Source organism: Mucilaginibacter pedocola (assembly GCF_002013915.1).
GTDB classification, from domain to species: domain Bacteria; phylum Bacteroidota; class Bacteroidia; order Sphingobacteriales; family Sphingobacteriaceae; genus Mucilaginibacter; species Mucilaginibacter pedocola.
On sequence record NZ_MBTF01000001.1, the window covers coordinates 1 to 14,393 of the forward strand.

The 14,393-nt window shown below is 48.6% G+C and carries 19 protein-coding genes and 1 pseudogene; 10 read left to right on the forward strand and 10 right to left on the reverse strand.

Annotated elements, in window-relative coordinates:
- Positions 1–387: pseudogene (locus BC343_RS00005) on the reverse strand (bestrophin family ion channel); the annotation flags it as partial.
- Positions 388–501: 114 nt separating this feature from the next.
- On the opposite strand from BC343_RS00005, the gene BC343_RS00010 reads away from it, so the two are divergent.
- Positions 502–732, forward strand: coding sequence for a hypothetical protein (locus BC343_RS00010; RefSeq protein WP_078345669.1), 231 nt, complete (start codon positions 502–504; stop codon positions 730–732).
- A complete protein-coding gene (locus tag BC343_RS00015) occupies positions 729–1,262 on the forward strand; it encodes a GNAT family N-acetyltransferase (RefSeq protein WP_078345670.1) in 534 nt (177 codons plus the stop codon). Before BC343_RS00010 ends, BC343_RS00015 begins: the two co-directional genes overlap by 4 nt.
- A 148-nt stretch (positions 1,263–1,410) precedes the next feature.
- On the opposite strand, the gene BC343_RS00020 is transcribed toward BC343_RS00015, so the two are convergent.
- From BC343_RS00020 to ssb, 7 genes are all read right to left on the reverse strand, one after another.
- Entirely contained in the window at positions 1,411–2,298 is an 888-nt protein-coding gene (locus tag BC343_RS00020; RefSeq protein WP_078345671.1) for an NAD(P)H-binding protein, read from the reverse strand.
- A 27-nt stretch (positions 2,299–2,325) separates the two neighbouring features.
- Entirely contained in the window at positions 2,326–3,393 is a 1,068-nt protein-coding gene (locus BC343_RS00025) for an alkene reductase (RefSeq protein WP_078345672.1), read from the reverse strand.
- 126 nt (positions 3,394–3,519) lie between these two features.
- Positions 3,520–4,500, reverse strand: coding sequence for a helix-turn-helix transcriptional regulator (locus BC343_RS00030; protein WP_078345673.1), 981 nt, complete (start codon positions 4,498–4,500; stop codon positions 3,520–3,522).
- 161 nt (positions 4,501–4,661) lie between these two features.
- Positions 4,662–5,345, reverse strand: a complete 684-nt coding sequence (locus tag BC343_RS00035) for a DUF421 domain-containing protein (RefSeq protein ID WP_078345674.1) — start codon at positions 5,343–5,345, stop codon at positions 4,662–4,664.
- Between the two features lie 63 nt (positions 5,346–5,408).
- Positions 5,409–5,663: a SemiSWEET family sugar transporter gene (locus BC343_RS00040; RefSeq protein ID WP_078345675.1), complete on the reverse strand. Its 255-nt coding sequence runs from the start codon at positions 5,661–5,663 to the stop codon at positions 5,409–5,411.
- Positions 5,664–5,926: 263 nt separating this feature from the next.
- Positions 5,927–6,211, reverse strand: a complete 285-nt coding sequence (locus BC343_RS00045) for a hypothetical protein (protein ID WP_078345676.1) — start codon at positions 6,209–6,211, stop codon at positions 5,927–5,929.
- Positions 6,189–6,578: a single-stranded DNA-binding protein gene (gene ssb, locus BC343_RS00050; RefSeq protein ID WP_078345677.1), complete on the reverse strand. Its 390-nt coding sequence runs from the start codon at positions 6,576–6,578 to the stop codon at positions 6,189–6,191. Before ssb ends, BC343_RS00045 begins: the two co-directional genes overlap by 23 nt.
- A gap of 144 nt (positions 6,579–6,722) precedes the next feature.
- Between ssb and BC343_RS00055 the strand changes: the two genes are divergently transcribed.
- The gene (locus BC343_RS00055; protein WP_143822013.1) at positions 6,723–7,067 is read left to right on the forward strand and encodes a hypothetical protein; all 345 of its coding nucleotides are present in this window, start codon (positions 6,723–6,725) and stop codon (positions 7,065–7,067) included.
- Positions 7,068–7,170: 103 nt separating this feature from the next.
- Here the strand turns inward: BC343_RS00055 and BC343_RS00060 are convergent, their stop codons facing one another.
- The gene (locus tag BC343_RS00060) at positions 7,171–7,614 is read right to left on the reverse strand and encodes a DUF1810 domain-containing protein (RefSeq protein WP_202909700.1); all 444 of its coding nucleotides are present in this window, start codon (positions 7,612–7,614) and stop codon (positions 7,171–7,173) included.
- Positions 7,615–7,634: 20 nt separating this feature from the next.
- Positions 7,635–7,877 (reverse strand): hypothetical protein, encoded by a 243-nt coding sequence (locus BC343_RS00065; protein ID WP_078345679.1) that lies wholly within the window; start codon positions 7,875–7,877, stop codon positions 7,635–7,637.
- 92 nt (positions 7,878–7,969) lie between these two features.
- On the opposite strand from BC343_RS00065, the gene BC343_RS00070 reads away from it, so the two are divergent.
- From BC343_RS00070 to BC343_RS00100, 7 genes are all read left to right on the forward strand, one after another.
- Entirely contained in the window at positions 7,970–8,236 is a 267-nt protein-coding gene (locus BC343_RS00070; RefSeq protein ID WP_078345680.1) for a DUF3072 domain-containing protein, read from the forward strand.
- Positions 8,237–8,513: 277 nt separating this feature from the next.
- Entirely contained in the window at positions 8,514–9,368 is an 855-nt protein-coding gene (locus BC343_RS00080; RefSeq protein WP_078345682.1) for an SDR family oxidoreductase, read from the forward strand.
- 25 nt (positions 9,369–9,393) lie between these two features.
- Complete coding sequence (locus BC343_RS31270; protein ID WP_202909701.1) at positions 9,394–9,570, forward strand: DUF6496 domain-containing protein; 177 nt, start codon at positions 9,394–9,396, stop codon at positions 9,568–9,570.
- Between the two features lies 1 nt (position 9,571).
- Positions 9,572–10,570, forward strand: coding sequence for an SDR family oxidoreductase (locus BC343_RS00085; RefSeq protein ID WP_078345683.1), 999 nt, complete (start codon positions 9,572–9,574; stop codon positions 10,568–10,570).
- A 43-nt stretch (positions 10,571–10,613) separates the two neighbouring features.
- A complete protein-coding gene (locus tag BC343_RS00090) occupies positions 10,614–11,132 on the forward strand; it encodes a (2Fe-2S)-binding protein (protein WP_078345684.1) in 519 nt (172 codons plus the stop codon).
- On the forward strand, positions 11,125–12,153 hold the full coding sequence (locus BC343_RS00095) for an FAD binding domain-containing protein (protein ID WP_078345685.1): 1,029 nt from the start codon (positions 11,125–11,127) through the stop codon (positions 12,151–12,153). Before BC343_RS00090 ends, BC343_RS00095 begins: the two co-directional genes overlap by 8 nt.
- A 5-nt stretch (positions 12,154–12,158) precedes the next feature.
- Positions 12,159–14,381, forward strand: a complete 2,223-nt coding sequence (locus BC343_RS00100) for a xanthine dehydrogenase family protein molybdopterin-binding subunit (RefSeq protein WP_143822014.1) — start codon at positions 12,159–12,161, stop codon at positions 14,379–14,381.
- Positions 14,382–14,393: the final 12 nt, after the last annotated feature.

Sequence of the window (14,393 nt, forward strand, 5' to 3'; positions counted from 1 at the left end):
CGCGGTAGGGTCGAGGCCGCGCAGGCTTTGCCCTAAACTATAGCACCACGCGATCTGCCGGTGGCCCATCGTCCTGATCGCCTCTTGTTTATCCATAGAAATAAAAGATTGCAACTGTAAGATGAAATTGCGGCTTTCGTTGACGATACTTCCCCAGACTTTCCGCGCCTCCCACCAGCGGTCATAAGATTGATTGATCTTAAAGGAAAGGATGACCGAGATCGCTGTACCGATGAACGTGGGTATAGCTATCGGCATTATAGGGATCAGGTTTTTATAATGGCTCGTCAAATAGTTGACCAGCAGGCCTACCACCAGCACGTAGGGGAGTTCGTTCTTAACTTTCCCGAGGATGTAATGTGCCGGGATGCGTTTTTTTAACAGCATGCTTTTTCGATTTTTAGCACATAACAAAAAGTTGGAAGAGTGGTTTGGTGTAGTGGGGGAGTGTATATAAATGTTGCGGGAATTATGGCAAAGCATTATTTTCGGCATTCTGCTATGGGACAATCGCTTCGGCTCACCTTTGAAAATAATGACCACACGTTCAGGATATTGAATGCCGAACCGCTCACACGTGAAACAAAAACTATCCACCTGTTGTTGGACGGGCGGCCGCTGAATATCGTCAAAGAGAGGGACCTATGGTCGGTAGAAACATCCGTTGCTGGTGTTTCTGAGGAGTTGGCCGATGCTATCGTTAAAAATATCAAGCTGCGTTTCCGCATATGACCGCTATCGAAAATGATGTACACCGTATCGATCCATTAGGCCCTGATGATATCCTGCACTATAAAGAACTTGCCTGCGAGATCTACCAATTATTTTCTGACGAGCACACTTTACGTTTCCTGCCGCATAAAAAGCTGAGTTCACTAACCGCAGCAAGGAATTGGCTGAGCGCTGCTTTCCTTAATTTTCATTCCGGGCGCAACCAGGTGTATTTGATCCGTGCTAAAACCAATAGAGCATTGCTCGGCGTGATCGATCTTATCCCTCCCGCTGTTGCCAAAGAACACTATCATTTGCCGTATTACCCGTTCTTTATTGAATTTTACCTTAAAGGTACAGCCACGGGAAAAGCGCTCATGTCAACCCTGCTTCCCCAGGTCGTCGGGCACTTACAAAGCAAAGGTATTCTGGAATTGGCCGCAGTGGCCAACCGTCACAACATCGCGGCCGGAAAAGTATTGCAGCGCTCCGGCTTTATACCGGAAGGGCCTTTTGACCGGTACCAGGATATATACCGTTGTTCTGCGTAATAAATAAGTTTTTTTCAATTTATCCTGAAAATTGCACAACTGCGGCTTTAACCTTTCCAATAGGGCATTTTGCCAAACAAGGTAAATAGCATTGCCGCTATTTACCTTGTTTAAACTTAACGAATTCACGGAATTGCGAATTTTACAGTTAATTCTGTTCGTATTTAGCTTTGAAATCCTCCGCGAACGCTGCAAGCTTTACTTTGCCCGTCACTTTTGCGCCTTTTTCAAAGAAACCCTTCATCACGATGCCCTGGCGCACACCCTGCCCCAGTTCCGTGATCAGGGCGGCCAATTCCGGCGGAAGTCCCCCGGCCAGCATGCCCTGTTTCAATTGGTCGTCGGGGATCTGTGTCCAGGTAAGCTCCGGTTTGCAGATCACGGCGCCGAATAGCTTCGCGAGCTCGCGGCCGGTCGATATATCGCTTACCACGTATTTCACTTCATAGCCATTGCCTTTGCTTTGCAATTCCTCCGCAATAGCCGAAGAAAGGTCTTCGTGGTGGGTCAATGCGAGCTGGTCGCTCCCGCTATAGTTGTTGCCAAAAATGTTCCTGTTTTTGATGAGGGGGATATCCCTGAAAAAGTTCACATAGAAAAAGCCTGACCTTAAGACGGTGACATCGGCTCCGTCCAATTGGCTGAATAGCTGCTCTACCCGGTGCACGCCTTTTACCGGCCCGGTACCTTCGTTAGCGTCAGCACCCACGCTGCTCAGTAATACTACACGCTGCACACCGGCAGACTTTATAGCGTTGGCAGAAGCTTGCCCGGCATCAGCGATATTTTGGATCATGTTTACGGGGCCTATTGCCGGCGGCATCATAGTATATACTGCATCTGCGCCCTTAAAAGCATCTGATAAAAAGGCTTCATCGCTGATGGAGCCGATCGCCGCCTTTGCGCCCAGGGCTTCGATATCAGCTTTTTTATCTTCTTTGGTACTGATCACAGTTACGTCGTGCCCGGCTGCGATCAGTTTTTTTACTAATGGCCTGGCAACATTACCTAATGAGCCTGTTGTTGTAATTTTCATTGTTATGTATTTTAAAACGGTAAATCATTAATTCATGGCCGGGTAGTCGGTATAGCCTTGCTCTCCCGGGGTATAAAGTGTCATATAGTCTACCTCGTTAAGAGGCTCGTTTTTTCCTACGCGGCTGATAAAATCCGGATTGGATAAAAAACTCCTGCCAAAAGCGGCCAGGTCGGCCGATCCGTCCTGTAGTTTTTCCTCTGCAGTTTCTGCGGTAAGCCCATTACAAAAGATCAGGGCATTAGGGAAGCTATTACGGATGGCCTGGTGTGTCCTGGCAGGTATGCCCGGGTTATCCGAAACGTGTATATAAGCGATGTTAAGTTTACCCAGTTCGGTAGCCAAGTACCGATAAGTTTCATGCACCTCATCCTCGTTGTAAGCGGGCATATCGCTCAGGGTAGAATATGGCGAAAAACGTATCCCGACTTTATCCGCGCCGATAGCCGCGACAGTGCCTTTAACGATCTCTAAGATCAGCCGGCTGCGGTTTTCGATGTTCCCACCGTACTCATCGGTACGGTTGTTCACCAGCGGGTTTAACGATTGCTCTAAAATATACCCGTTTGCGCCATGAAGTTCTATACCGTCAAAACCTGCGATGATGGCATTTTGGGCGGCTTTCACGAAGTCGCTGATGAGGTTACTGATGCCGTCCGTATCCAGCATGGCGGGTTCGCTATGGTCCTGCAGGCCTTGGCTATCGGTAAAGATCTGGCCGGCGGCTTTGATAGCCGACAACCCGACCACGTGGTGTCCTTCGGGTAAATTGGCCAAGTGTGCTATCCTGCCGGTATGCATCAATTGCAGGAAGATTTTGCTGCCTTCCTCGTGAACGGCCTTTGTAACAATTTTCCAGCCGGCTATTTGCTCGTTGGAAAAGATGCCCGGAATACGGGGATAACCCAAACCTTCGGGGCTTGGCGAAGTCCCCTCAGTAATGATCAGGCCTGCACCTGAACGTTGTTTGTAATAAGCCGCCATTAATTCATTAGGAATATTATTCAAGGCCCTGCTGCGGGTCATGGGGGCCATCACCACGTGGTTCTTTAATTTGAGTATGCCATTATCAAATGGCTCCAGTAATTTTTTCATTTGCTTCAGTATTTGTTATGAAGCAAATGTCCGCAGTAATGAAGCGCCATAATAGCCCCAATCGGCGGAAGATCAGTCGAATCCGACGATGTGCCCATTCAGTTTTGGGACAATTATGGGCAGAGGTTATGTGAGAGAATATTTTTTAGGGTTAAGGCCGTAATGCCGTTCGAACAAGCGGCTGAAATGGCTGAGGTTGGTAAAGCCCATTTCATAGCCGACCTCTGCCACGGAATGCCTGCCTTGCCTTAACAAGAAAGCAGCTTCTTCCATGCGGGCCTGCTGATAGTAATTGTAGATCGTTTCGCCGAAAGTTTGTTTGAAAAGTTGCTTCAATTTGGTTTCGCTCATGGCGGCCATCCTCGCCAGTTCAGGCAGCACCGGCGGAACGCTCAGGTCGCTCAGTATAGCGTTGCGGATGTAAAGCAGCCTGCCCGCATCGGCGCTATTGATCGCTTGATGCACCGTGCTTTCCCGTGCGGACAACTTCCGGAACAGGAGGTATAATAATTCCTGCACTTTGATCTGCATGAGAAAATTGGCAAGGGGCTCGTAGAAGTTGACTTCTGAGAGATTTTTAAGAAGCAGCTTCGTCTCTGCATTCATTTCCTCAAAAAACAGAAAGGAGTTGCCCTTACCGGTGATCGCCCTGATCACCGAATTGGGTGCTGTTATTTTCAGAAGCTGTGCTAAACGGGCAGGCTTGATGGCTACCACGACATAGTGTATTTGCTGATCAGCCGGAAAACGTATCGTCGAACTGAGGTCGTTTGATGTAACCTGTATAGCAGATTCATCGCGCTGCGAAAAATGAATACCCGGGTCGTTGTTGTAAGTGATGCCCAGCGGGTGCTCATTACTGTAAAAAAAGATGGTGATCAGTTCATTGCCCTGGCCGGAAGCTGTGCGGTTGACCACCAGGTCCTCGTTCAGCAGGTAACTGTGCATCGTGATCTTGAAGTCGGCATCGAAAAGGAATTTGCGGATATGCCCTTTACCAAGCGATCCCGGGACCACCAGTTCATGGCCGTTAACCTCTACGCCGATGTGGCGGGCGAAATAAGCCATGTAATCAAATTCGGGTGTAGCAGTGAAGCTAAAGGTCATAATACGGGCATGCTACGGACACTGCAATATAAATATAATCCGGTTAGCTGCATATGCCCGATCACTATGTCGCGCATAATCTTTACTACCTGCATTGTCCGGGCAGTTTACATGCGGTTGGCCATCAAGAAAGGGGAGAGTTAACCTGAGATGGAACGCACTTAAGTAATTCTTTTCGAATCGATCGCCTTGGCCCATTCGTCGTGATGGCAACGGCTGCATTCGGATGGTTCAGCGAGCAGGGCCACATTACCGCAAAAGGTACAGGCGTAGTTGTTTTTTCCGGAAATATTTCTGGACTTTTTTTCGTAAGATTTCGGAAGGATGGGCAGCCCGGGCCTAACCTCATCGTCGCTGTAGTAATAAAAGCTGACCTGCCCGTTGGTCTCGAGCAAGGCGGTCTTTACCTGGCCGAGGTGCTCGATACTTTGGGCGCGCATCTCCGAAAAGAATTCATCTTTTGCAAAGGTATTGTCGCCTTCCTTTTTAAGGGTAAACATGCCCTCTTCTATGATATACATAGGTTTGCCTTCCAGTATCGTTTCGATCTTTTCTGAGCGCGAAGCGAAATAGGTAATGATTCGGTAAATGGCGAGGATGACAGCGAATACCAATAAAGAGGGTAAGATAGCCACATCTTTGGTGAACATCGGGTCGCCGGCAGCAGAGCCAAGGGCAATGATAACGGCAACCTCAAAAATACTGAGCTGCCTTACTCCCTTTTTTCCGGACATCCTTAAAAAAACAAGAACGAAGGTAAACATGACAAGCGTGCGGACCAGTATCTCCACCCCGTAGGCGAGGTCCTGGCCACTGATAAATATGTCACTCCATTTGATTCGCATGGCCGAAGATTGTTTATAAGCGCTATTACAACTTCGCCCGGCGCTTTTGGTTTGACCGATAAACTAATTATACTTCCATTTTAAGGCCAGCATCGTGGTATCCAGTGCTAAGGCAACAACGTTGGTGGCAATGATGGGAATGTCAGAGCGTCGGAAGCCGTAGTAAACCCAAAGGGCATTACCTGTGAGCAGGACAATGAACATGAAGGGCGAAATGCCGGCCGCTTTTTTTTGTTTGGTAGTTTTAACGATCTGCGGTACGCTCGCAGCCGAAGTTAACGTACCGGCCACAAGGCCTAATATTTCTGTAAATTCCATAACCTTACAACTTGAAAGCGTAGGGAGGGTTTGCGCGTTTTATACCTAAAAAATCAGTATTTATACGCATGATCATTATTTGCCGGCGAGCTCTATGCGTACTTAAAATGAGAGGTCCTGAATAAGGCCAAAATGTGAACCAGGCAGCAGGCGAGGGTTCGGGCATTTAAATGGAAGATCCGGGCGGCACCAAAACGGCCTCACAGCCCGGCGTGTAACACGATCCGGTGCTTAAAAAGGCTGGAGTGAAAGATCTATATTTATTACAACCTCTTCAGTACAAAGCCTGCCATTTCCCCGGCAGGCTTTATATTTTCCTGTAGGGCCTGCGTATCCGCGGCATCGATGGCCCGGAATATCGAGGCTGCCAACTCGGGCGGGCGAAAGTGGTTCACTATTTGCTGCCACTCGTCGGAAAGGCATTTTTCAGCAACAACAAAAGTACCAGAGTGAATGATCAGGTACAAGACCCTTTGCTGAACTGCATCCGAAAAAGCAGCCACTTCGAATGAATAAGGTTCGCCGTTAACCTGCGTTATAACTATCATTTTGATGATTGATTACAGAGAAAGAGGATTTGCCGGCGGCGTATCGGTCGTATAGCAACTCAAAAGAGCGCCCGATAATATAAGTGTCGTAGCGTTTTACGCTAATAGCGTCCTTATAGGCCAACGTTTTCATTTGTCCCTCGATATAGACATCACTGCCTTCATTCAGTTTCTTATAAGCGGTAACAGCAACATTGCCTTGCATTACGACCCGATGCTTTTCATGATGCTCGGTAGGCACACCACCTTTTTTAAAGACCTCGTCTGTGATCAGGAAAAACGTTATTTCGAATTCATGATCAGGCCTTTTCGTGATCTGCGGCCTCCCCGCCATACGGCCGATAAGAATAACTTTGTTTATAGTCAATTGTCGAAATAAGATAAATAGTTAATCTATGGTAAATATAGCATTTTCGACGGATTTTGACGCTTAGGCTGAACGTTTTTTTAAATTTTCGAATCGGCCGTGTATGGTCGGGCACAAATGTTGCTTTCGTATTATTTTAAATATATGGCACCATTATTTTTAACCTTAAGCGGCGATAAACATCTTATTATTATTCCCGATACCCAGGCACATTTGAACGGCCACGAGGTGATCACGTATACCTACAGCATTTATGCGGACCGGCAGGACGGCTCGCCGTATCCCGGGATGCGCATGGAAAGTACTTTACATTTGCAGGATAATCCTGATCCCGATTACTACGGTTTCATCACATTTGAAAAACCGGGTTCATTATTTACCTATACCTCCGATGGAAAACTGGAGTTAACGCCCGAAGAGTCAAATGAAGTGATCGAATTTATAAGCCATGTGAGAGACAACGGCGGTTGGAAATTAGAACAAGGCTAAAATAATAAAGCCATTTGTTTGAAAGTTAATAAAACAATAAAGCCCCGTTAGGGGCTCCGCTTGTAAACGAAAGTGACGGCAAGATAATTTGATACAAATATACTTACTTGCCCAGCAGTTTTAAAGTGAGCTTATCCCGTTCGCTACTGAAAAATTTATCCAACACCTGGCCGAACACCGGAAAGGTTGCAGGCACAGCGTCGAACAAGGTCATAGATGACCTTAATTTTAGATCGTCCGGGCTGCCAAAAATGGCTTTTGAATCGTTTCCCGGAAGTACCAACAGTGCCTTACAAATATTTACTAAAGGAAGGCTCAGCTCTTCATCCAGCAGGAAGGCCGTCGCTTCCCGCATGTCTTTAATGGCGTACCGGGCAGACATTTCGCTTTGGCCAAGCCCTGCGATCTGTGGGAAGATATACCACATCCAATGGCCGCGTTTGCGGCCTTTGCTGATCTCATCCAGCGCAGCTTCGTGATCTCGTGCCTGGGCATCTTTAAACCTTTTTAATGGATCCATCATACTTTCGCGTAAGAGGTATTTCATTTATGGGAGAGTGCCCATATTTAATCGATCATGGCATCGGCGGCAGCTCTCGTGATATCCTTCGGGACGCCCGTTTGTTCAGTTATCAGGCCGGCTGCAAAATCTTTACCAGAATTTTTCAGCGAAGCTTTCCAGTTCGCCTGTGCCCTGGCACCACCTTTCGTGAAAAATAGCCACGCCAGGCCTCCTGCAACTGCAATACCTGCAACAGCGGCGCCTATCGTCAGTCTCTTATTACTTTTCTTTCTCAATATATTCTTCATTATTACCTAACCATTCCCGCTAAAATATGTTCAGGCTCGACGTAATAAAACTTTTCCATGTATTAATCGTTACTAAATAAATTAGTAAATATATGATACCTAGCAACGATAACGAAGAAAAGCTTTTTCGGGGAGACGAAAACCTTAGCAGTGGTGAAGATAAAGGTTCCAACACCATCAAAGACCCGGATAGTTGGACGACCGGGGATGAAAAAATGACCGGTGCCCAGCATTCCTACTTGACAACACTAAGTACGGAGGCAGGCGAAGCCGTCGATGATGACCTGACCAAGGCCGAAGCCTCAAAGCGCATCGAGGAATTACAACACAAAACCGGCCGCGGTGTAGCTAATGATTGATCTTATCGAAAAATTGCTAAAGCACAAAAGAAATAAAAAGCGGCCGCGGGGCTGCTTTTTTTTATTTAACACTGGCCCGCCCGGCCATCATTGCCCGCGAAATGCGGCAACTGTAACAACACAACAACATCGTAAGTTAGCAGGTGACGGCCCCGCAATGGAGGGCTGGGGAGAGTATAATTTTTGCTTTTAACAGATTCGCTTAACAATTGACAAAGAAGGCAAACTTAATATGGATTTAATAGTTAAATTATTAATTACTAATTAAAACCAGTTTATGGCCACTTCGAGTAAAACCCCTGCCAAACAAAACGAACAACCGGGCATAGAAGCCGAAATGAACCCGGCACCGGAATATATCAAGCCGAGTTATAGGGCTTCCGGTAAACTCTCAGGTAAAGTAGCGCTGATCACAGGTGGCGACAGCGGCATTGGCCGTTCGGTAGCAGTTCATTATGCTCAGGAGGGTGCCGATATCGCCATTGTTTACCTCGATGAAGATATTGACGCCGTAGCGACACAGAAACTGGTTGAGGAAGCTGGCCAAAAATGCCTGTTGCTCAAAGGAGATGTGAAAGACGCCGGGTTCTGTAAAAAAGCTGTCGCCGATACCATAAGGAAATATGGGAAATTGAACATTCTCGTCAATAATGCCGCCATGCAGTTTCCCGAGAAAGATCTGAAAGCTATCGATGAAAAACAATTGGATATCACTTTCCGCACCAATATCTACGCCTATTTCTATTTTGCCGAAGCCGCCTTAGAACATTTTAAGGCTGGCGATACGATCATTAATACGACCTCGGTCACCGCTTACCGCTCATCCCCTGCACTTATCGACTATTCGTCCACAAAGGGGGCGATCACCACATTTACCCGCTCATTAGCTACCAATCTGAGCGAAAAAAATATTCGCGTGAACGCCGTCGCGCCGGGGCCGGTATGGACGCCGCTGATCGTTTCAACATTCGACGAAGAAAAGATCAAAAATTTCGGAAGCGAAACCGCCATGAAACGTGCAGGCCAGCCATCGGAACTTGGGCCGGCTTATGTATTCCTGGCTTCAGATGACGCATCATTTATCACCGGACAGGTCATTCACGTTAATGGCGGCGAAGTCGTAAACGGGTAATAAAAACATTTATCTATAAACATATATGGCAAAGTATTCAGATAAAGCACAGGACAAGGTTCATAAAGCTTTACACGAGGAAAAAGAAGGCACCCTAAAGAGCGGCAGCGGTAAAAAAGTAACGAGTAAAAAACAAGCAATTGCCATTGGCCTTTCCGAAGCCCGTAAAGAAGGTGCAAAAGTTCCCAAAAAGAAAGATTGATATGAATGAACAAGATAAAATAAGCCGCCGCCAGATGGTTGCCGGCCTGGGCACCACCATAGCGGCAGCCGCAGTTGCACCGGCATTCGGTGCAGTAAAAAACACATCTATGCAAAACTTTACATTAGACGACCCCACCACCAAATATCCCAAACCACCATTTAAGGAACAATCGCAACCCTGGCCGGGATTGGCCAGCAAGATGGAACCGCGGCCCGACCACGGCGAAACGAGTTACAAAGGTTTCGGCAGATTGAGGGGGCGTAAAGCGCTCATTACAGGAGGCGACTCAGGCATGGGGCGTGCTGCTGCCATCGCTTATGCGAGGGAGGGCGCCGACGTGGCGATCAATTATTACCCCAGCGAAGAGGCCGACGCGCAGGAAGTGATAGCTTTAATCAAAAAGGAAGGGGTAAAAGCCATCGCCATACCTGGAGACTTGCGGGAAGAAGCATTTTGCAAAAAGATGGTAGAGGAAGCGGTCAGGCAATTGGGTGGCTTGGATATTTTGGTGAACAATGCTGCCCGCCAGCAGACCCAGGCCTCGATCATGGATATTACCAGCGAAGCCTTCGATGCGACGATGAAGACCAATATCTACGCGCCGTTCTGGACCACAAAAGCCGCATTGCCCCATCTTAAAGCGGGTGCGGCCATCATCGGCACAACGTCTGAACAGGCCTATGATCCGTCAGCAGAATTATATGATTATGCCCAGACCAAGGCTGCCACCACAAATTATGTAAAGTCGCTGGCCAAACAATTAGCGCCTAAAGGCATCCGTGTTAATGGCGTAGCACCCGGCCCGATATGGACGCCATTACAGGTAAGCGGCGGCGCGACGATGGAAAAGCTAAAACAGTTCGGCGGGCAGACCCCAATGGGCAGGCCGGGACAACCTGTAGAATTGGCCTCTATCTATGTGCAGTTGGCCGCAAGTGATGCCAGCTATGCGACCGGCCAAATCTACGGGGCCTCGGGAGGAGGCGGGCAACCCTAAATGAATCAATTTTCTGATTTTCGATCAACTAAAACCCATCCTCATGGCCAATTATATCCTGAATAACGCACAAACGACGATATCCACCACCTCAAGGCAAATCGGATTAACGGTTAACAGTAAGTATATGTTGATTACCCTATCGCCGTATGTTTCCCTGCTGGATGCCCTGCGGGAGCATTTGCACCTGACGGGAACAAAAAAAGGCTGTGATCATGGGCAGTGCGGAGCGTGTACGGTTTTGGTCAACGGCAAAAGGGTTTTGAGCTGCCTTACTTTGGCGGTCATGAAAGACGGCGGGGAGATCACGACCATAGAGGGCGTGGCCAGCCAGGATGTTCTGCACCCGGTACAAAAGGCATTCATTGAGCATGATGCATTCCAGTGCGGCTATTGTACCCCGGGGCAGATATGTTCTGCAGTTGGGTTGATCGCGGAAGGGAAAGCGCACACGAGGGCGGAGGTGGCCGAATTGATGAGCGGGAACCTGTGCCGTTGCGGTGCCAACCAGCAGATCATTGATGCGGTAATGGAGGTTTTGGGAGGGCACAGCAATGAATGATTTTGAGTATAGGCTTGCCGCGACAACGACAGAAGCACAGCAGCAGTTTTCATCCAGCAGAAGAAGCTCCTATGTTGCCGGAGGAACTAACCTCATCGACCTGCTTAAATATAACCTCGCAGATGCCGATCTGCTGGTCGATATCAACCAAACCCAGGCTACAAGTATCGAAGAACTGGCTGGTGGCGGTGTTCGCATCAGCGCATTGATGACCAATGCTGATACGGCTTACCATCCGCTGATCGAAAAGCGGTACCCTTTGCTCTCGAAAGCGATCTTGGCCGGCGCATCAGCTCAGATAAGAAACATGGCCACCAATGGCGGTAACTTGTTACAGCGAACACGCTGTTATTACTTTTATGATGCCGCTTCCCCCTGTAACAAAAGAAACCCCGGTTCAGGTTGCCCTGCCCTTACCGGGCAGAACCGCATGATGGCTATTTTGGGAGCCAGCGGGCATTGTATCGCGGTGTTTCCCTCGGATATGTGTGTTGCATTAGCTGCATTAGAAGCGGTAATCCTGACCAATGGGCCGGCCGGTGAACGAATGGTGAAGTTCGGGGACTTCCACCGCTTACCCGGCGAGCACCCCGAATTGGATAATATCCTCCAACCTGGCGAGATCATTACAGCCATAGAATTGCCCGGGGAAGGTTTTGCAGCTAACTATTCTTACCTCAAGATACGCGACCGCAGTTCTTACGCTTTTGCACTAGTATCCGTTGCTACGGCATTCGAACTGGAGAACGGTATCATCAAAAAGGCACGCATCGCATTAGGCGGGGTGGCGCATAAACCCTGGCGCGTGAACGAAGCAGAAGGGAATTTAATCGGCAAAGCCGTCAACAAGGATACGCTCGGGGCGGCTGCCGATATGATATTGAAAGGTGCGATAGGTTTGGAACACAATAGCTTCAAGATCGAACTGGCTAAAAGAGCGATCATCCGTAACGGGCTTACTGCGCTAAAGCCCGAACTACAATTACCCGGCGCGCAACCGGCCGACACCTCTATGTTATGAAAGAAATGAACACCACGATAGGAAAGCCGGTCAGCCGTTTAGAGGGTTTTGAGAAAGTGACCGGTGCTGCAAAATATGCAGCAGACCATCATGTACCAGGCCTGCTCTATGGTTATGTTGTGAATAGCACGATTACGAAAGGCCGCATTACAAAGATATACACCCGGGAGGTATCAGCTCTGCCCGGCATCATCGAAATATTGACCCATGAGAACAGGATGCCGACCGCCTGGTTCGATATCCAATATGCTGATATGGATGCACCGAGCGGGACCGTATTCAAGCCATTGCATGATGACAAGATCAGGTATAACGGCCAGCCTATTGCTCTGGTCATTGCGGAAAGCTATGAACAGGCACGGCTGGGCGCGGCAAAACTTCGGGTTGAATATGATGAGGATACGCAGCATGCCACTGAACTGAAAGGCAACCTGGAACGTGCAAGGCCACCCAAGCCGGGAATGGCATTTTTGTTAAAGCCACCTCCGCCAAAACCGACAGGTGACTTTGAAAAAGCCTATGAGGAAGCTGCTTTCCGTGCCAAAGGTGAATATGGCCATAGCGCCGAGTTTCATAACCCAATGGAACTCTTCGCCAGTACGGTGCTCTATGAAGGGAAGGGCAAATTGGCCATTTACAGCAAGACACAGGGAACGATCAATGACCAGACGTTCGTAGCCAATGTTTTCGGGCTAAAATACAAGAACGTTAAGGTTATAGCGCCATATGTCGGCGGTGCGTTCGGCTCCGGCTTGCGTCCCCAGTACCAACTCTATTTAGCGGTAATGGCTGCCCTGCAACTGCAGAGGCATGTTAGAGTTGTATTGGACCGCAGCCAGATGTTCACCTTTGGCCACCGGCCGCAAACGTTGATGCAAATGCGCATCAGCGCGGACGGCGATGGCAAGGTGACGGGATTGAACCATGAAGGTTATGGAGAAACCTCGGCCTACGAAGACTACAGTGAGATACTGGTAAAATGGGCTCCCATGCTATACCCCGCTGCCAACACGTTGCTAAAATACAACCTCGTTCCACTGGACGTAGCCACCCCGCTTGACATGCGTGCACCGGGCGGTAGCACCGCTTTTCATGCCATAGAATGTACCATGGATCAACTCGCCTATCAATTGAACATGGATCCGCTTGGGCTACGGATCAAAAATTACAGCGAGGCCGACCCATTAGAAAATAAGCCATTCACGTCTAAAGAGTTAAAAGCCTGCTACTTGCAAGGTGCAGCAAAATTCGGTTGGTATGGCCGTAAACCCGAACCCCGTAGCATGCGCAGGGGAAACAAACTGGTGGGCTACGGTATGGCAACAGGCATGTGGGATGCCATGCAAATGCCGGCGCGCGTGGAAGCAAAAATCACGCCTGATGGCAAATTACACATTAAAAGCGCGATCACCGACATTGGTACAGGAACTTTCACGGTAATGACGCAGATCGCTGCCGAACAGTTCGGCATGGCAATGGAAGATGTGATATTCGACTACGGCAATAGTAAGTTGCCGTTCGCACCAATACAAGGCGGTTCTTTCAGTACCAGTACAGTGGGGGTGGGGGTGGTCAATGCTTCCAAAGCCCTGAAAAAAATGTTGCTGAAGCTGGCCAAAAAGGTAAGTGCCGAATTCAAAAATGCCGAAGTAGGCACCGTTACCTTTGTTGGCGGGGAGATCATTTACAATGGCCATGCCTTATCATTTATCAAGTTGGTGGCGGCCAATGGGGATAAGCCGATACATACCAAAAATATGGGCTATCCGCATGCGCTCAAACTCCGCAAATATGCTATGGCAACACACAGTGCTGCATTTGTAGAGGTGGAAGTGGATGAGGATCTGGGTGTGGCAACAGTTACCCGAGCCCTCACGGCTGTAGCTGCAGGGCGGATCATCAATCCGAAAACTGCGCGCAGCCAGATATTGGGTGGCATGGTATGGGGCATCAGCAAAGCCTTAAGGGAGGAGGCCTTATTAGACCCTGCAATAGGCAAATACGTGAATCAGAACCTTGCGGAATATCATCTGCCTGTGCATGCAGATATCAAGGGCCTGGACGTTATATTTGTAGAAGAGCAGGATCAGCTCATCAACGAACTGGGTACCAAAGGTGTTGGTGAGATCGGGGTTGTGGCGATCACACCCGCTATCGCCAACGCGGTCTATCATGCGACCGGCAAGCGGATCAATGACCTGCCGATACACTTCGATAAATTATTATAGTGGTTCTGATCA